Source organism: Agromyces sp. Soil535 (assembly GCF_001428255.1).
GTDB lineage: Bacteria > Actinomycetota > Actinomycetes > Actinomycetales > Microbacteriaceae > Agromyces.
Genome location: NZ_LMRW01000002.1, coordinates 1 through 18044 on the forward strand (window position 1 = coordinate 1; position 18044 = coordinate 18044).

Consider the following 18044-nt stretch of genomic DNA (forward strand, 5'->3'; position numbering starts at 1 on the left):
GCAAAACGCTGGGCTGGGAAACCCCAGCCCAGCGCCTGCATAAACTCGTCAACACGGACTAATCACACGCGGTGTTGCAACGACCGATTGAATCCGCCGTCTGCCCGGACGGCCCTTGCTGCTCCCCCACTTGGACTCGAACCAAGAACCTATCGGTTAACAGCCGATTGCTCTGCCAATTGAGCTATGGAGGATCGCTTGTTCAGCAGAGACACTCTAGCAAAGGGAATGCCGGACGCCCAATTCGAGGGCGCCTCGCGAACCGCCTCGTCATCATAGGTTCGGGCCGTCCTCGAGGTCGTCGATCACCGCGTGGCCTGCGTCGAGCGCGCCGGCCAGGGCCATCACGTAGGGATGCCCCGGATCGTGGAACACCTCGTCGATGGTGCCGAGCGCGGCGAGCTCGCCACGATCGAGCACCGCGATCCGATCGGCGGTGCGACGAAGCACCGGCAGGTCGTGGCTGATGATGAGGGCCGAGAAGGAGTGGTGCTCACGGTCGCGGAGTTCGCCGATGAGCTGGGCGACCGCATCGCGCACCGTGAGGTCGATGCCCGCGGTCGGCTCGTCGGCGACGAGCAGCGACGGGCCGAGCACGAGGGCGCGTGCCAGCGCGACGCGTTGGCGCTGCCCGCCGCTCAGCTCGTACGGGTACTTGTCGAGCATGCCGAGCGGAAGCCGCACGCCGTCGATCATCGTCGCGACCCGAGTCTGCAGCGCGCGGCGGTTGTAGCGGCGGTCACGCTCGAGGATGGGGTCGCCGACGAGCTCCGCGATGGTCCGGTCGGGCGGGAGCGTCGATGCGGCGTCCTGCGGGAGGTAGCCGACGTGGAACCGGTACTCGGGCAGCTTGCGGCGTGGCAGTGTACGGAGTCGATGGCCGAGCACCGTGGCCTCCCCGCCCGTGATGACGGGCCGCACCTCGCCCGTGCGCTGCTCGAAGGCCACACCCGAGAGCACCTTCGCGAGCGTGCTCTTGCCACTGCCGGCGCTTCCGAGGAGGCCCAGCACCTCGCCCGGCGCGATGGTGAGCGACAGCCCGTGCAGCGCGACGTGCGCAGGGCTCGCACCGTGCGGCGGGTACTCGAGTGTGAGGTCGCTCAGTACGATCGGGAATCCGTGCGCTGCTTCGCGCATCACACCGCCTCCCGGAGCCGGCGGAGTTCCTCTCGACGTTCCGCTTGCGCGATCGGGTCTGGCACCGGCAGCGACGCGAGCAGGCGCTGCGTGTAGGGATCCGTCGGCGCACCGAGCACCTCCGCCCCCGTACCCTCCTCGACGAGGGCACCGTGGTAGAGCACCGCGATGCGGTCGGCGAGCAGGTCCACGACTGCGAGGTCGTGGCTGATGAAGAGCGACGCGAACCCGAACTCGTGCTGCAGCTCGGCGAAGAGCTCGAGCACGCGCGCCTGCACCGACACGTCGAGCGCCGACGTGGGCTCGTCGGCGATGAGGAGCTCGGGCTCCAGCGCAAGGGCGCGCGCGAGGCTCGCCCGTTGACGCTGGCCACCGGAGAGCTCGTGGGGGTACCGGTCGCCGTAGGCGCGCGGAAGCTGCACCGCCTCAAGCAGGTCGTCCACCCGCGCCCTCGCCGCGGCGGCATTCCTGGCCCGACCGTGGATGACGAGGGGCTCGGCGACGCACTCCGCTACGGTGAGCAGCGGATTGAAGCTCGACGCCGGGTCCTGGAACACGAAGCCGATGCGGCTGCGAAGCGGGCGGAAGTCGCGCTCGCGGATGCCGTTCATCTCTGCGTCGAGCACCTTCAGCGACCCGCCGGTCACCCTGGTGAGCCCGGCGATCGCGCGTCCGATCGTGGTCTTGCCCGAGCCCGACTCGCCGACGAGGCCGAGCACCTCCCCCGGCCGGATCAGGAAGTCGACGCCGCCGACCGCCTGGAATCCGGGTCGGCCGAATCGGCCTGGGTAGACGATCTCGAGGCCCTTCGCCTCGACCACAGCGGGCTGTTCCGTCCAGTTCGTCGGCCGCGCCGCCGCGCGCTCCGCCGCCCGCGCCGTGCCGTGCCCCACATAGGGCACCGCGGCGAGCAGCGCCTTGGTGTAGTCGGCCTGCGGCGCAGCGAACAGCGTGTGCACGTCGGCTTCCTCGACCACGTTGCCCTGGTACATGACGGCCACCCGGTCGGCGAGGTCGGCGACGACGCCCATGTTGTGCGTGATGAGCACGATCGCGGTGCCGAACTCGTCTCGGCATCGGCGTAGCAGGTCGAGGATCTCGGCCTGTACCGTCACGTCGAGCGCGGTGGTCGGCTCGTCGGCCACGATGAGTCCCGGGTCGAGTACGAGCGCCATCGCGATGACGACACGCTGCTTCTGACCTCCTGAGAACTGGTGCGGGAAGTGGTCGACCCGCTCCTCGGGGTCGGGGATGCCGACTCGCCCGAGGATCTCGATGGCCTTGGCCCGGGCCTCCTTCCTCGAGAGGTGGCCGTGGGCACGCAGCCCCTCCATGATCTGCCAGCCAACGGTGTAGACCGGATTGAGCGCGGTGGACGGCTCCTGGAAGACCATGGCGACGTCCGTGCCCCGCACCTCGCGCAATTGGTGCTTCGACAGGCTGATGACGTCGTTCTCCCTGGTGCCCTCCCGGTTGGTGAGCACGACCGCCCCACGTGTCGTCGCGGTCTCGGGCAGCAACCCGAGGATCGTCTTCGCGGTCACGGTCTTGCCGCTGCCGGACTCGCCGACGATCGCGAGCACCTCGCCTCCAGCGACGGAGAGCGAGACATCCTCGATCGCCTTGACGGCACCCGCATCCGTGGCGAACGAGACGCCGAGGTTCCTGATTTCGACCACCGTGCTCATCGCTTGACCTCGATCCCGTGCTCGTCGAACGTCTCTCCGTCTTCGAGGCCGCTGAGCCCACCCGGGCCGGCCGACAGTGCGCCGCCGGGAACGACCGACGTCGCTGCGACCTCGCCGGCCGCCTGGGCGACGCGACGGCGACCGCGGAGCCGCGGATCGGCCAGGTCATTGAGGCTCTCGCCGACCAGCATGATGCCGAGCACCGTGAACACGATGGCGAGGCCGGGGAAGAGCGCGGTCCACCAGATGCCGCTCGTGACATCGGACTGCGCCTTGAACAGGTCGTAGCCCCACTCCGCCGCCGCGGTCGGTTCGATGCCGAATCCCAGGAAGCCGAGGGCGGCGAGGGTGAGGATCGCCTCCGCGGAGTTCAACGTGATGATGAGCGGGAGCGTGCGCGTCGCGTTGCGGAAGACGTGCTTGAACACGATCCGGGAGTTGGACGCCCCCAGCACCTTCGCGGACTCGACGAACGGCTCGGCCTTGATACGGACCGTCTCGGCGCGGATGACGCGGAAGTACTGCGGGATGAACACCACCACGATCGACCCTGCCGCCGCAAGGACGCCGCCCCACAGGCTGCTTTGCCCGCCGGAGATGACGATCGACAGGACGATGGCAAGCAGCAGCGAGGGGAACGCATAGATCGCGTCGCAGATGACGACGAGGATGCGGTCGAGCCAGCCGCCGAAGTATCCGGAATAGAGACCGAGCGCGACGCCGATGAAGAGCGACAGGATGACCGCGACGACGACCACGAGGATCGCCGTCTGCGTGCCCCAGACCACGCGCGAGAGCACGTCGTAGCTCCCCACGGTGGTGCCGAACAGGTGCTCGGGCGACGGTGGCTGCTGCGAGCCGAACGAGCCCGACGCATCCGCTCGTTGCGCGAAGCCGTAGGGCGCGATCAGCGCGGCGAAGATCGCGGTGAGGATGAAGATCGCGAGCATGACGAGGCCGGTGACGAGCATGCCGCGCTGGAGGCCGACACTCTGCCGGAGCTGGTGCACGACCGGAATACGGTCGCGGAGCCGCCGCTTCGGGACGGCGGTGACGGGTGCTGCGGTCATGTCAGTACCTCACCCTCGGGTCGATGAACGCCGCGAGGATGTCGACGACGAAGTTCGTGATGGCGACGATGACCGCCAGCATCACCACGATGCCCTGCACGGCGACGAAGTCCCGTGACTCCAGGAACTCGGCGAGGATGAAGCCGAGGCCCTTCCATTCGAACGTCGTCTCGGTGAGCACCGCGCCCGAGAGGAGCAACGCGATCTGGAGGCCGATGACGGTGACGATCGGGATCAACGCCGGCCGGTAGGCGTGCTTGCGGAGCAGCCGGTACTCGGCCACGCCGCGTGAACGTGCCGCATCGACGTAGTCGGTCGCGAGCGTGCCGATCACGTTCGTACGGACGAGCCGGAGGAAGATGCCGGCCGTGAGCAGGCCGAGGGCGATCGCGGGGAGCACCGCGTGCGAGAGCACGTCGCCGAGGACCTCGGGATCTCCGGTCATCAGCGCGTCGATCGTGTAGAACCCCGTCTTGTTGGGGAGCGTCTGCATCTGCAGCTCCGCACCGACACTCGCCCGCCCGGCGATGGGGAACCACCCAAGCCACACCGAGAAGATCAGCTTCAGGATCAGGCCTGCGAAGAAGACCGGAACCGCGTACCAGTAGATGGCGAGCACGCGGAACACCGCGTCCTGCGGCTTGTCCCGGAAGTAGGCCGTGAAGAGTCCAAGGGGGATGCCCACCCCGAAGGCGACGATGAGCGAGTAGAAGACCAGCTCGAACGTGGCCGGACCGTACGTGGCGAGCACCTCGATGACCGGCTGGCTCGTGGTCAGCGTCGACCCGAAGTTGCCCGTGATGAGCTGTCCGAGGTACTCGAAGTACTGGATGAACAGCGGCCGGTCGTATCCGGCGGCGGCGCGCAGCTCTGCGAGTGCCTCGGGTCCGAGCCGGCCGCCCTGTGCCGCCGTGATGGGGTCGCCCGTTGTGCGCATCAGGAAGAACACGAGGGTGACGAGGATGAAGATCGTGGGGAAGATCAGCAGGAATCGGACGAGCAGGTACCTGCCGAACCCGCCGCCCTGCGATTTGGGCTTCGGGCGGCCCGAGACGGGCGCTCCCTCCGCCAGCGGAACGGTGTCAAAAGTGCTCATGGATTCCTCAGGGGGTACAGGGGAACGGGGGCGACCCGCGGTAGCAGGTCGCCCCCGTCGTCGAGCTTCAACGACTCTAGTCCGTCATCAGCCCTTTGAGAGCGCCGCGTAGCGGAACTTGAAGGACCCGTCGAGCGTGTCCTCCGTCCCCTCCACGTCCGTGCCGGTGACCGCGACCTGCGCGCCCTGCATGTACGGGATCGTGGACAGGTCGGCCGCGACCTTGTCCTGGATCTCGCCGATGAGCGCCTCGCGCGCGGCGGGGTCGGGCGTGACCGCCTGCTCGAGGATGAGGTCGGTCACCTCGGGGTTCTCGTAGTGGTTCACGAGGAAGTTCTCCGGGAGGAAGAACGGCGTGAGGTAGTTGTCGGCATCCGAGTAGTCGGGGAACCAGCCCATCTGGAAGACGGAGTACAGGTCGGCGACGCGGTCCTTCGAGTACTGGACCCACTCGGTCGACTGCAGGTTCACCGTGAACAGGCCGCTCGACTCGAGGCTGTCCTTGATGACGGCGTACTCGTCGCTCGACGACGGCCCGTAACGCTCGGCCACGTACTGGATGTTCAGCTCGACCGGCGTGGTGATGCCGGCGGTCTCGAGGCGGCCGGCGGCCTTCTCGGGGTCGGGCTGGCCGCTGCCGTCGCCGTACTGGTCCTTCAGCGCCTCGTTCGCGCCGGCGAGGCCGGCAGGAATGTAGGAGTAGAGCGGCGTGAAGGTGCCCTTGTAGACGTCCTCCGAGATCGCATCGCGGTCGATGAGGTCCGCGATCGCCTGACGGACGGCGAGCGCCTTGGCGGGGTCGGCCTCGGCGGTCGTGGCGCCGAACGGCATCGTGTCGAAGTTGAACACGAGGTAGCGGATCTCGCCGCCGGGGCCGTCGACGACCTTGACGTTGTCGTTGCCGCGGAGGTCCTCGATGTCGGTCGCGCTGAGCGTGCGGTTCGCGACGTCGATGTTGCCCTCCTGCACGTCGAGCTTGAGGTTCGACGCCTCGGTGTAGTACTTGACGTTCACGGTCTCGGTCTTGGCCGGGGGCAGGAGGCCCTTGTAGTCGGGGTTCGCCTTGTAGGAGACCAGGTTGTTGAAGTCGTAGCTCTCGATGACGTACGGGCCCGCGAACGCGTTCGCCTCGACGATCTCGTCGTCGGGAGTGATCTCGTCGGGCGAGAACACCTCGTCGTCGACGATGGCGCCCGGGAAGCTCGTGAGGATGAGCGGGAAGACCTGGTCGTTCTCCGCCTTCAGGTGGAAGACGACGGTCGTGTCATCCGGAGCTTCGACGCTGTCGAGGTTGTAGAGGAGCGACGACGGCCCGTTCGGGTCTGCGATCTTGAGCTGGCGGTCGAACGTGAACTTCACGTCGGACGAGGTGAGGTCGTTGCCGTTCGCCCACTTCAGGCCCTCGGGGAGCGTCACCGTGTACTCGGTCGGCGAGGTGAACTCGGCCGACTCGGCGAGGTCGGGCTGCACCTCGGTGCTCTGGTAGTCGGTGTTCAGCAGGTAGGGGAAGACCTGCGTGTGCACCGCGAGGGTGCCGTTGTCGTACGAACCCGCCGGGTCGAGCACCGTGATCTGCTCGGTCGTGCCGATCGTGATCGTGCCACCGGCCGCCTCGGTGCTTCCGCCGCCACCCGGCGCGCAAGCGGCGAGGGTGAGGGCGGCCACAGAGACACCGGCCGCCGCAAGGATGGCGCGACGCCGGTTCGTGGATGCGGATGTCATATCCGTCTACCTCTTCCTGTCAGGACTGAAACGCACAGCAATGGATGGCGGCGCGTTGTCGTATCCCCCAGACCTAGCACACGGGCCCGAGGATGTTGCACGGTCGGCCGGGCGGACGGCGGAATATTTACCGATCTGCAACCTTCGACGCAACCGATGCGCGTGCGGGCCCGCTTCGGGCGACGGATGCCGCTCAGTCGCCCCTGAGCGCCCGACGCTCGGTCTCGAGCTCGACGAGCGCGCGCTGCAGGCTCCCGTAGTTCTCCGTGTCGCTCCGGTCGGTGCGTTGGAGCCGGCCGAGCAGCTCGGACTTCTGGCGGAGCAGCTCGCGGTCGATGAGGGCGCTCACGACGCCGGTGACGTAGGCCGTGAGCTCCGCCTCGCTGCGCTGTGGCACGGGTGCGACGGCGAGCTGGCGCACCACCCCCGCGAAGGGCGCCGGCACCTCGTCGACCACGCGGTCGACCCGTACCGCCGGATCGGGTGAGGCCAGCACCGAGGCGATCCCGTCGCGCACGACGGCGAGCGAGGCGTTGCCGAAGCGGCTGTCGACGGCATGGCGGAGCAGGTCGGCGCCGAGGGTGTCGGGGTACTGCAGCATGGCCTGAAGGGCGTCGCGCTCGAGGCGGGTGGAGGGGTCGTTCGGCAGCTCGGTGATCGAGAACGGGCGGGTCGCGGCATCCGTGCCCTGGGCCTCGCCAACGCCTTGACCGGGCGACCCGGTGGACCCCGACGCCGCGGATGCACCCCGCTCCTCCGGTGCCTTCGACCGTCCGGTCGCCGATCGCACGGCCCGCGTGACCTCGCCGAGTTCCATGCCGAGCATGCGCGCGAGCTCGTGCGTGTAGCCGGGGCGGAGCGCAGGATCGCGGATCTCGGCGACGACGGGGGCGGCCGCCCGCAGCGCAGCGACGCGCCCTTCGACGGTCTCGAGGTCGTAGCGGGAGAGGGTGTGGCGGAGCACGAACTCGAACATCGGCGTGCGCGTCTCGACGAGGGAGCGCACCGCCGCGTCGCCGCGCGCGAGCCGCAGGTCGCACGGGTCGAGCCCGTCGGGGGCGACCGCGACGAAGGTCTGCGCGGCGAATCGCTGCTCCTCGGCGAAGGCCCGCATCGCCGCCTGCTGCCCGGCCGCGTCCCCGTCGAACGTGAACACGACCTCTCCGACCCCCGAATCGTCGCCGAGCACCCGCCGAAGCACCTTGATGTGCTCGACGCCGAACGACGTGCCACTCGCCGCGATCGCCGTGGTGACGCCCGCCAGGTGGCACGCCATGACGTCGGTGTACCCCTCGACCACGACGACGCGATGGGTCTTCGCGATGTCGCGCTTCGCGAGGTCGAGCCCGTAGAGCACCTGCGCCTTGTGGTAGATCGCGGTCTCGGGGGTGTTCAGGTACTTCGGACCCTGGTCGTCGTCGAGCAGGCGGCGTGCACCGAACCCGACGGTCTGCCCGGTGACGTCGCGGATCGGCCACACGAGCCGACCGCGGAACCGGTCGTACACGCCCCGGTCCCCTTGCGAGACGAGACCGGATGCCGCGAGCTCCTCGGTCGTGAACCCCCGGGCCTTCAGGTGGTTGGTGAGCGCTTCCCAGCTCTTGGGCGCGAAGCCGACCCCGAACCGGCGCGCCGCCTCTGCGTCGAACCCGCGCTCGCCGAGGAAGCGGCGGCCGACCTCCGCGTCTGGTGATCCGAGCCGTTCGACGAAGAACTCCGCGGCCGCCTGGTTCGCCGCGAGCAGCCGCGCGCGATTGCCGTGGTCGGACGCCTGGCCGCCGTCCTCGTAGTGGAGCTCGAAGCCGATACGGCCGGCGAGACGCTCGACGGCCTCGGCGAACGAGACGTGGTCCATACGCTGCAGGAACGTGTAGACGTCGCCCGATTCGCCGCATCCGAAGCAGTGGTAGTACCCGAGCTGCGGACGCACGTGGAAGCTGGGGCTCCGCTCGTCGTGGAACGGGCAGAGGCCCTTCAACGAGCCGACGCCGGCGGATTTCAGGCTCACGTGCTCGCCGACGATGTCGGCGATGTTCGTGCGGGCTTTCACCTCGTCGACATCGCCCTGTCGGATGCGGCCCGCCATGGCTCTCATCCTAGTTCCCGTCGCCGGGGCGGCCGGATGCGACGACGCTCACGGATGCCGACATCAGCGCTGCACGAGCCGCTCGTACCACGCCAAGGCGGACTGGTCGGTGAGACTCGCGACCTGGTCGACCACCACCCGCTTGCGTGCGTCGTCGTCGCCCGCCGCACGCCAGTCGGCGCCGAAGCCGGGGTCGAGGTGCTCGTCGCCCGACTCGAACAGCGCGTCGGCGAGCGACGTGAGCACCTGGCGCTGTTGCACGTAGATCGGCTGCCGGGTGTTCTTCGACATCACGAACGCGGCGACGATGCCCTTCAGCACCGCGATCTCGGCCTGGATCTCGCGGGGTACGACCACGTCGGCGTCGAAGCGGATGAGGCTCGCGAGCGGGAACGCCGAGCGAGTCGCCTCGGTTGCGGCGTGCGCGAAGCGCCCGATGAGCTGGCTCGTGAGGTTCTTGAGGCGCCCCTGCTCGTGCCTGCTGCCGCTCCACGTCTCGAGCCAGCCGTCGAGCGAGTCGAGGCGATCGAACGCGGCGATGAGCTCGTCGTGCGGGATGGCGCCGCCGATCCACTCGTACATGGACGACACGAGCGCGTCATGGTCGACGCGGGCGCCGAGGGCGGCGACATCGACGTAGCCGTTCACGATCGCGTCCTCGAAGTCGTGCACCGAGTACGCGATGTCGTCGGAGAGGTCCATCACCTGGGCCTCGATGCAGAGGCGCCGCTCCGGCGCCCCCGCGCGCATCCACTCGAACACGGCCAGGTCGTCGCGGTAGAATCCGAACTTCGCCCGGCCGCTGGGGTCGGCGACCGATGTCGCCTCGGGCCACGGGTACTTGCAGCTCGCGTCGAGGCTCGCCCGCGTGAGGTTGAGCCCGTAGCTGCGACCGTCGTCGCCGAACACCTTGGGCTCGAGCCGGGTGAGGATGCGCAACGTCTGCGCATTGCCCTCGAACCCGCCGATGTCGGCCGCCCAGGTGTTGAGCGCGCGCTCGCCGTTGTGCCCGAACGGCGGATGGCCGAGGTCGTGCGCGAGGCAGGCGGTGTCGACGACATCGGGATCGAGTCCGAGGCTCGTCGCGAGCTCGCGGCCGACCTGCGCGACCTCCAGCGAGTGCGTGAGCCGGTTCCGCGCGAAGTCGAGGCCCGCGGTGGGGCTGAGGACCTGGGTCTTCGCGGCGAGCCGCCGCAGCGCGCTCGAGTGGAGCAGCCTCGCCCGGTCGCGAGCGAAGTCGCTGCGGCGGCTCGTGTGCTCCTCGGGCAGCCAGCGTTCGGTGTCGGCGTCGTGATAGCCGCCGAAGAGTCGCTCCCGCATCTCAGCCGCCGCTCGTGTCGAGCTCGGCGTCGACGAGCGTGGTGCGGTCGTGGCCCACGAGCTCCTGCGAGTTCAGCCAGCCCTCGGGCAGCGCCGGGTTCTTCGGGGTGCCGGCTCGCCCGCGCGGCCCTTCGGCGCCCTCGCCCGGGTACGGCATCGACCAGTCGAGCGTCGCGAGCAGGTCATCGAGCTGCGTGAGCGACTCGACGGTGGCCAGCTTCGCGCGCAGTTCGCCACCCACGGGGTAGCCCTTGAAGTACCACGCCACGTGCTTGCGGATGTCGCGGCATCCTCGCTCCTCGCTGTCGAAGAACTCGGTGAGCAGCTCGGCGTGGCGTCGGAACGTCTGGGCGACCTCCCCCAACGATGGATGCCGCTTCTGATATGCCGGCGTTGTGACGCCGGGCGCGGCGCTACCGCCCCGCGCACCGCGGAACGCGGCGGCGAGGTCGCCGAAGAGCCACGGCCGGCCAAGGCATCCGCGCCCGACGACGACGCCGTCGCATCCGGTCTCGGCCACCATGCGCAGCGCGTCGTCGGCCGACCAGATGTCGCCGTTGCCGAGCACCGGCACGGTGGTCACGGCCTCCTTCAGCTTCGCGATGGCCGACCAGTCGGCCTCGCCGGAGTAGAACTCGGCGGCGGTGCGGGCGTGCAGGGCGACTGCGGCGACGCCCGCGCCCTCGGCGATGCGACCGGCCTCGAGGTAGGTGAGGTGGTCGGCGTCGATGCCCTTGCGCATCTTCACGGTGAGCGGGATGTCGCCTGCCGCGCGCACGGCACCTTCGACGATGTCGCGGAACAGCCTGCTCTTCCACGGCAACGCCGCTCCCCCGCCCTTGCGGGTGACCTTGGGCACGGGGCATCCGAAGTTCAGGTCGATGTGGTCGGCGCGGTCTTCGGCGGCGAGCATCGTGACCGCCTCGGCGACGGTCTTCGGGTCGACGCCGTAGAGCTGGATCGATCGCGGCGTCTCGGACTCGTGATGCGTGATGAGCCGCATGGACTCGGGCGTGCGCTCGACGAGCGCACGCGAGGTGATCATCTCGCTCACGTAGAGCCCTGCACCGAACTCGCGGCACAACCGCCGGAACGCCGTGTTCGTGATGCCCGCCATGGGAGCGAGCACGACGGGCACGTCGAGATCGAGGTCGCCGATCGTGAGCGGAGCGGTAGGGAGCGTGGAGGAAGCGGACATCACCCTCGATTCTCCCAGAGATGCCGGGGTCGTCGCCCGCCGGCGACTCGCGCGCCTAGGATTCCGAGGAGGACGAGGTGTGGAGGACCAGATGACCGACGGCGGGCTCACGGGTGCCGACCGCGTGCGGGCGGATGCTTCGGCGCGCGGCCTCGACGTCGAGATCATCGTGCGGCCGCCCGCCCGGAGCCTCGAGGAGGCCGCCGAACTCCTCGGCATCACGCCCGGCGAGATCGTCAAGTCGCTCGTCGTGAAGCGCAGCGACGACACGTACGTGTTCGCGCTGGTACCGGGCGGCCGCAAGATCTCGTGGCCGAAACTGCGAGGCCTCCTCGGCGTGAACAAGCTGCAGCTGCCGGATGCCTCGCTCGCCCTCGCGGCGACCGGCTACGAGCGCGGCACCATCACGCCGCTGGGCTCCACGAACGCGTGGCCCGTCGTCGTCGACGCGACGATCCCCGGACGGCGCGTGTCGATGGGCGCGGGCGAGCACGGCCGCAGCCTGTGGGTCGACGCCGACGACCTCATCCGCGCGTTCGACGCGACGGTCGCCGATATCACCGACCCCGAATAGCCCCAGCAGGCCTCCTGCAGGAGGGCATCGACGTCACGGCGTGTCGCCCGCAGTTCCCGGGATGGAGCAGACGTCGCCCTCGCACACCATCGCGAACGGATCGCCCGTCACCATCGTGAAGGGGGCCGGCGTCGCGGCATCCGTCGGCGAGCGGTCGGTCACGCCGCCGCCTCATCGCGCTCGCCGGCGACCTGCGTGAGCACCTGCGAGAACACCTCGGCGGGCTGCGCGCCCGAGACGCCGTACTTGCCCTCGAACACGAAGAACGGCACGCCGTTGACGCCGTAGGCGACCGCCTGGGCGAGGTCGGCCTGCACGGCGTCGGCGTACCGGCCCGACTCGAGCGCGCCGCGCGCGGCATCCGCGTCGAGTCCGACCTCGGCGGCGAGCTCGACCAGCTCGTCTATGCGGCCGACGTGGCGGCCCTCTGTGAAGTACGCACGGAACAGGCGCTCGGAGAGCTCGAGCTGGAGGCCGTGCGACTTGGCGAAGTGCAGGAGCTCGTGGGCCTTCAGGGTCTTGGTGTGCTGCAGGGCGCCGAAGTCGTAGTCGAGGCCCGCGTTCGCGGCCACACCCGTGACGTGCTGCAGCATCTGCTGCACGCGCTCGGCCGGCAGGCCCTTGTGCTTCGCGAGGAAGTCCACCTCCGACCCCTCGAAATCGACGGGGGTGTCGGGTGCGAGCTCGAACGAGTGGTACTCGATCTCGACCTCCGGTGCGTCGTCGCCCAGCGCGGCGATGCCGCCCTCGAGGTTCCGCTTGCCGATGTAGCACCAGGGGCAGGCGATGTCGGACCAGATGTCGATCTTGATGGGTTCACTCACGACGAACTGGAACCGGGCTCCATGCGTTCGTATTCCCACGGCGCGTGGTCATCACAGGGTACGGGTCGAAGGTTGCTCGTCGCGACACACCGGTCCCGCTTGGCGTGTCGCGGCGATCCCGCCTTCGACTCGTACGGCGGCCCATCGGTAGGCTGATCGGATGCCTCCGACCGCTCCCCTCGCGCCGCCCACGCGGATCATCGTGGCGGGCACGAGCGGTTCTGGCAAGTCGACCCTAGCACGGCGGATCGCCGAGGCATCCGGCATGCCGTATGTGGAGATCGATGCCCTGTTCCATGGACACGGCTGGACGCCTCGGCCGACGTTCGCGGCCGACGTCGACGCCTTCACCCGACAGCCGGCCTGGGTGACCGAGTGGCAGTACGCAGCGGTGCAGCCGATGCTCGCGGAACGAGCCGACGTGATGATCTGGCTCGACTATCCCCGCTCGCTGGTCATGACCCGCGTCATCCGGCGCACCGTCGGCCGCCGGATCCGTCGCGAGGAGTTGTGGAACGGCAACCGCGAGGCTCCGCTGCGCGCGGTGTTCACGGACCGGGACCACATCATCCGGTGGGCGTGGCGCACCCACGGTGACCGCGCTGCCCTCGTCGCGGAGGCGGCGCGGCGCAATCCCGGACTCGCCGTGGTCCGGTTGCGCCGTCCGCACGAGACCGAACGCTGGCTCCGAGCGACGTTCGCCGGACACGGCACCTGACAGGGCTGAGGAGCACCCGACGACTCACGCGCTCGGCGTGTCGGTCGCGCCGCCGAACCGGCGGTTGCGGCCGGCGTAGAGCTCGATCGCCTGCCACAGGTCGGTGCGCGAGAAGTCGGGCCAGAGGGTGTCGAGGAACACCATCTCCGCGTATGCCGACTGCCAGAGGAGGAAGTTCGAGGTGCGCTGCTCCCCCGAGCTGCGCACGAACAGGTCGACGTCTGGCAGCTCGGGCACGTAGAGCCGCTTCGCGATGAGCCTCTCCGACACGGCCGACGGCCTGATGCGACCGGATGCCACGTCGTCGGCGATCGACCGCACCGCATCCGTGAGCTCGTTGCGGCCGCCGTAGTTCACGCACATCGTGAGCGTGAGCGTGTCGTTGCCCGCGGTCAGCCGCTCGGCGAACTGGAGCTCGTTGATGACGGACGCCCAGAGCCGCGGCCGGCGGCCCGCCCATCGGATCCGCACTCCCCACTCGTTGAGCTGGTCGCGGCGCCGGTGCAGCACGTCGCGGTTGTAGCCCATGAGGAAGCGCACCTCCTCGGGCGATCGCTTCCAGTTCTCGGTCGAGAACGCGTACACCGAGAGGTGTTTCACCCCGATCTGCACGGCGCCCGCGACCACGTCGAGGAGGGCCGCCTCGCCCGCCTTGTGTCCTTCGATTCGCGTGAGGCCGCGGCGGTTCGCCCAGCGGCCGTTGCCGTCCATGACGATCGCCACGTGGTCGGGCACGGCGCCCTTCGGCAGTTCGGGCGGGTAGAGGCCGGTCCAGTCGATCGGCCGGTAGGGCACGGCGTCGCGATGCGTGTAGGGCTTGGGGCTCACGTGGTCGTCGTTTCTCTGGAAACGTACGGCAGCGAGCGGAGTCCGCGCTCGAGGTGCCACTGCGTGTAGGCGGCGACGATCCCGCTCGCCTGGTTGCGGTCGCCGGGCGCGGATGCCTCGGCGTACGCCCAGTCCCCCGCGAGCAACGCGCCGAGGAGCGCCACCGTGGAACGCGCGATGCGCGGGGTTCCGGGCGGGGCGCAGTCGTCGCAGACGACACCGCCGAGCTGCACCACGACCGCGGTGTGGTCGCCGGCCTTGCCGCACCGCGCGCAGTCCTGGAAGCTCGGCGCCCACCCCGCGAGGGCGAGTGCGCGCAGCAGGTACGAGTCGAGCGTGAGGCTCGCGCCGTGCTCGGCGCGGGCGAGCGAGCGCAGCGCACCGACGAGCAGCAGGTACTGCTGCAGCGACCCCTCGGCCTCGGTGAGCTTGTCGGCCGCCTCAACCATCGCGTTCGCGGCGGTGTACGACGCATAGTCCTGGGTGATCTCGGCGCCGTAGGACCCGATCGACTCCGCCTGCGTCACCACGTCGAGGGTGCGCCCCTCGTAGAGCTGCAGGTCTGCGACCATGAACGGCTCGAGCCGTGCCCCGAACTTCGAGCCCGTGCGTCGCACGCCCTTCGCGACCGCGCGCACCTTGCCGTGCCGCCTCGTGAGGAGCGTGACGATGCGGTCGGCCTCGCCCAGCTTGTGGGTGCGCAGCACGACGGCTTCATCTCGGTACACGGGCACCCCTCGATTCTCCCACTGCGTTCGGCGCCCGCCGCCCACGACGCACAGCGTTCGTGACGCACAGCGTTCGTCCAGTCCGCCCACAGCTTGCCCGTGGGCTCCTCATGGCGACCGCCACCAGTCCGGCGGCTAGAACGGTCGACATGGCACGACACGAACACACCTCACGGCGCGGCATCCGGCGTTGGCTCATCGCCGGCGCGCTGGCCGTGCTCATTCCCGCGGGTGCCGGCACCGCATGGGCGCTGGACCGATTCGTCATCGAGCACGTCGAGATCGCGGATGTCGATGCCTATGAGGCCGAGGAGGCGGCGACCTCCCAGACCTCGAAGACGACGGGGTCGGATGAGACGAGCGAGACGACGGATGCCAGCGTGACCGCGACCTCGTACACCTCCGACTCGGCGGACATCGAGATCTCGACCGTGGTCACCGGCACCGGTGACGAGACCGTGACGTACTACGTCGCCGACGTCACCCTCGGCGATGCGACGGTGCTGCGCTCCGCGTTCGCCGACAACTCGTTCGGCGAGAACATCACCGAGACCACCTCGGCCATCGCGGCGGACAACGGCGCGATCTTCGCGATCAACGGCGACTACTACGGCTTCCGCGACACCGGGATCGTGATCAGGAACGGCGTCGCCTATCGCGACGAGGGCGCTCGCGAGGGCCTCGCCTTCTACCAGGACGGCCACGTCGAGGTCTACGACGAGTCCACTGTGAACGCCGACGACCTCGTCGCCGAGGGCGTCTGGAACACGCTCTCGTTCGGCCCCGCGCTCGTCGAGGACGGCCAGATCCTCGACGGCATCGAAGACGTCGAGATCGACACGAACATCGGCAACCACTCGGTGCAGGGCGACCAGCCGCGCACCGCGGTCGGCGTCATCGACGACAACCACCTGGTGTTCGTCGTCGTCGATGGGAGGAGCGAGGGCTACAGCGCGGGCGTCACCATGACCGAGCTCGCCCAGATCATGGTCGACCTCGGCGCGACCACGGCGTACAACCTCGACGGCGGCGGGTCGTCGACGATGTACTTCAACGGCGGTCTCGTGAACAACCCGCTCGGCACGGGTACAGAACGCGGCACCTCCGACATCCTCTACATCGCGGGGTGACGCGATGATCGTGCTCATTCCCGCATATCAGCCCGGTCGGCGCATGCTCGACCTCATCGATGAACTGCACGCCGCGCGGCCGTCACTCGGCATCGTGGTCGTCGATGATGGATCGGGGCCCGCCTACGACCACGTCTTCGCCGCGGCCGACAGCGCCGGATGCACCGTGCTGCGTGTCGCTCGCAACCACGGAAAGGGCTACGCGTTGAAGGAGGGCTTCCGACACATCGCGGCAGTGTCGCCCGTCGAGCAGGTCGTCACGGCGGACTGCGACGGGCAGCATTCGGCGCGGGACATCCTGCGCGTCGGCGACCGCGTCGCTGATTCCGCCGGCATCATCGTGCTGGGATCCAGGCGCTTCGGGCGCGACGCGCCGGCGCGGAGCCGCATCGGAAACACCCTGTCTTCGCTGCTGTCGGCCCCGGTGATCGGGCGCCGCCTCCGTGACACGCAGACCGGGCTGCGCGGCTTTCCTGCGTCCTCGCTGGAGTGGCTGATCGGGGTGCCGGGCGACCGCTTCGACTTCGAATTCCGCATGCTCCTCCGTGCCGAGCGCGCCGGCGTGCTGATCGAGGAGCTCGACATCGAGACGATCTACCTCGACCGAAACGCCTCGTCGCACTTCCGTGCCGTCGCCGACTCGGCGAAGGTCTTCGCGCCGCTCGGACTCTTCGCACTCTCGGGGTTGGTCGCGTTCGCGATCGACACCGTTGCGCTGCTCGCGCTCACCGCGCTCACCGGGTCGATGCTCCTGGCGGTCATCGGCGCACGCATCGCCAGCGCGACCGTGAACTTCACGACGAATCGGCTCCTCGTCTTCGATCGGCGACGCGCCACGCGCACCGGCTATGCGGCCGTCAGGTACTTCACGCTGGCGCTGATCCTGCTCGCCGCGAACTACGGCACGCTCGACGCGCTCACGAATGCCGGGGTGCCGCTCCTCGCGGCGAAGGTCATGACCGAGGCTGCGCTCTTCGCCGTGAGCTTCACCGTGCAGCGCGATGTCGTGTTCTCCGCACGGCATCCGGCCTCGGACACCGGTTCGCGCCTCCGCGCAACCGCAGTCGAAGGCACTGCTCGCTCGCGACCCTGACACCCAGGACCGGCCACCTGCGTGACCGGTGCAGGCCGAGGGCATTGCGCCCGGGTCCGGTCACGGTATCGGCTCGTGGTTCACTGGTGCCGTGGCATCCGCGCTCTTCGTCATCCCCCTGTGGCTCGACCTCACCGCTGTCGCGATCGGCGCCATCCAGGGCGCGATGTTCGCGGGCCGGCTCACCGAGCGGCGCATCGACCTGCTCGGCGTCGCGCTCATCGGGGTGATCGTCGGGCTCGGCGGCGGGCTCATGCGCGACATCCTGCTGAACCAGCTCCCGGCGGCGATCTCCGACAACTGGTACATCCCGGTCGCGACCGCGGCCGCCCTGCTCGGGATGCTGCTGCAGCGCCTCTTCACGAGGCTGAACGGGCTCATCATCGCCCTCGACGCGGTGACGATCGGGCTCTTCGGCGCGATCGGCACGTCGAAGGCCCTCGCCTACGGCGTGCCCGTGGTGCCCGCCGTGTTCGTCGGCGTGCTCTCGGCGGTCGGCGGCTCGATCCTCCGCGACGTGGCGCTCAACCTGCCGATCGCGGTCATGCACGTCGGGTCCCTCTACGCGATCGCGGCGACCGCCGGGACCACGCTCCTCGTCGTGCTCGTCGCGTTCGACGTGAACATCGTCATCGCCGGCACGGCGTGCGTCATCGTCACGACCCTCACCCGCCTCGGCTCGGTGCGATTCGGCTGGAGCCTGCCCGAACAGCGGGCGCTCGGCAGCTGGCGGGTGTGGCGGCGCGCCTGACGGGCGCGACCGAGGAGGCCGGATGCCGCGCCGGGCACGGGTGACGAGCGAAGCGGATGCCGCGAGCCGGCGCCCGGCCGC

The 18044-nt window shown here is 69.4% G+C and carries 17 protein-coding genes and 1 tRNA gene; 5 read left to right on the forward strand and 13 right to left on the reverse strand.

Features of this window, described 5'->3' with window-relative positions; genetic code table 11:
• Positions 1-121: 121 nt before the first annotated feature.
• From ASG80_RS03360 to dusB, 9 genes are all read right to left on the reverse strand, one after another.
• Positions 122-194: transfer RNA gene (locus tag ASG80_RS03360), tRNA-Asn, on the reverse strand.
• A gap of 79 nt (positions 195-273) precedes the next feature.
• The gene (locus ASG80_RS03365) at positions 274-1137 is read right to left on the reverse strand and encodes an ATP-binding cassette domain-containing protein (RefSeq protein ID WP_056728536.1); all 864 of its coding nucleotides are present in this window, start codon (positions 1135-1137) and stop codon (positions 274-276) included.
• Complete coding sequence (locus ASG80_RS03370; protein ID WP_056728538.1) at positions 1137-2825, reverse strand: ABC transporter ATP-binding protein; 1689 nt, start codon at positions 2823-2825, stop codon at positions 1137-1139. Before ASG80_RS03370 ends, ASG80_RS03365 begins: the two co-directional genes overlap by 1 nt.
• The gene (locus tag ASG80_RS03375; RefSeq protein WP_056728540.1) at positions 2822-3895 is read right to left on the reverse strand and encodes an ABC transporter permease; all 1074 of its coding nucleotides are present in this window, start codon (positions 3893-3895) and stop codon (positions 2822-2824) included. The genes ASG80_RS03370 and ASG80_RS03375 overlap by 4 nt, the downstream gene beginning before the upstream one ends.
• Before the next feature lies 1 nt (position 3896).
• A complete protein-coding gene (locus ASG80_RS03380) occupies positions 3897-4991 on the reverse strand; it encodes an ABC transporter permease (RefSeq protein WP_056728542.1) in 1095 nt (364 codons plus the stop codon).
• An 87-nt stretch (positions 4992-5078) separates the two neighbouring features.
• Positions 5079-6713 carry an ABC transporter substrate-binding protein gene (locus tag ASG80_RS03385; protein ID WP_056728544.1) on the reverse strand — a complete coding sequence of 545 codons (1635 nt, stop codon included), beginning with the start codon at positions 6711-6713 and terminating at the stop codon, positions 5079-5081.
• A 193-nt stretch (positions 6714-6906) separates the two neighbouring features.
• Positions 6907-8799, reverse strand: a complete 1893-nt coding sequence (dnaG, locus tag ASG80_RS03390) for a DNA primase (RefSeq protein ID WP_056728546.1) — start codon at positions 8797-8799, stop codon at positions 6907-6909.
• Positions 8800-8862: 63 nt separating this feature from the next.
• The gene (locus ASG80_RS03395; protein ID WP_056728548.1) at positions 8863-10119 is read right to left on the reverse strand and encodes a deoxyguanosinetriphosphate triphosphohydrolase; all 1257 of its coding nucleotides are present in this window, start codon (positions 10117-10119) and stop codon (positions 8863-8865) included.
• 1 nt (position 10120) lies between these two features.
• Positions 10121-11317, reverse strand: a complete 1197-nt coding sequence (gene dusB, locus ASG80_RS03400; protein WP_056728550.1) for a tRNA dihydrouridine synthase DusB — start codon at positions 11315-11317, stop codon at positions 10121-10123.
• 91 nt (positions 11318-11408) lie between these two features.
• On the opposite strand from dusB, the gene ASG80_RS03405 reads away from it, so the two are divergent.
• Entirely contained in the window at positions 11409-11891 is a 483-nt protein-coding gene (locus ASG80_RS03405) for an aminoacyl-tRNA deacylase (RefSeq protein WP_056728834.1), read from the forward strand.
• A gap of 33 nt (positions 11892-11924) precedes the next feature.
• On the opposite strand, the gene ASG80_RS24695 is transcribed toward ASG80_RS03405, so the two are convergent.
• Positions 11925-12053: a hypothetical protein gene (locus tag ASG80_RS24695; protein ID WP_255355572.1), complete on the reverse strand. Its 129-nt coding sequence runs from the start codon at positions 12051-12053 to the stop codon at positions 11925-11927.
• Positions 12050-12715, reverse strand: a complete 666-nt coding sequence (locus ASG80_RS03410; RefSeq protein ID WP_056728552.1) for a DsbA family protein — start codon at positions 12713-12715, stop codon at positions 12050-12052. Before ASG80_RS03410 ends, ASG80_RS24695 begins: the two co-directional genes overlap by 4 nt.
• Positions 12716-12875: 160 nt before the next feature.
• On the opposite strand from ASG80_RS03410, the gene ASG80_RS03415 reads away from it, so the two are divergent.
• On the forward strand, positions 12876-13433 hold the full coding sequence (locus ASG80_RS03415; protein WP_056728554.1) for an AAA family ATPase: 558 nt from the start codon (positions 12876-12878) through the stop codon (positions 13431-13433).
• Between the two features lie 24 nt (positions 13434-13457).
• Here the strand turns inward: ASG80_RS03415 and ASG80_RS03420 are convergent, their stop codons facing one another.
• Together ASG80_RS03420 and recO are read right to left on the reverse strand one after the other, a co-directional pair.
• On the reverse strand, positions 13458-14261 hold the full coding sequence (locus tag ASG80_RS03420) for an isoprenyl transferase (protein ID WP_056728556.1): 804 nt from the start codon (positions 14259-14261) through the stop codon (positions 13458-13460).
• Complete coding sequence (gene recO, locus ASG80_RS03425; protein WP_056728558.1) at positions 14258-14995, reverse strand: DNA repair protein RecO; 738 nt, start codon at positions 14993-14995, stop codon at positions 14258-14260. The genes ASG80_RS03420 and recO overlap by 4 nt, the downstream gene beginning before the upstream one ends.
• A gap of 143 nt (positions 14996-15138) precedes the next feature.
• Here recO and ASG80_RS03430 point away from each other — a divergent pair, with 143 nt between their 5' ends.
• The 3 genes from ASG80_RS03430 to ASG80_RS03440 all read left to right on the forward strand — a co-directional run bounded on the left by ASG80_RS03430 (position 15139) and on the right by ASG80_RS03440 (position 17963).
• On the forward strand, positions 15139-16119 hold the full coding sequence (locus tag ASG80_RS03430; protein WP_056728561.1) for a phosphodiester glycosidase family protein: 981 nt from the start codon (positions 15139-15141) through the stop codon (positions 16117-16119).
• A 4-nt stretch (positions 16120-16123) separates the two neighbouring features.
• Positions 16124-17212: a bifunctional glycosyltransferase family 2/GtrA family protein gene (locus ASG80_RS03435; RefSeq protein WP_056728563.1), complete on the forward strand. Its 1089-nt coding sequence runs from the start codon at positions 16124-16126 to the stop codon at positions 17210-17212.
• Positions 17213-17303: 91 nt separating this feature from the next.
• Positions 17304-17963 carry a trimeric intracellular cation channel family protein gene (locus ASG80_RS03440; protein ID WP_056728836.1) on the forward strand — a complete coding sequence of 220 codons (660 nt, stop codon included), beginning with the start codon at positions 17304-17306 and terminating at the stop codon, positions 17961-17963.
• Positions 17964-18044: the final 81 nt, after the last annotated feature.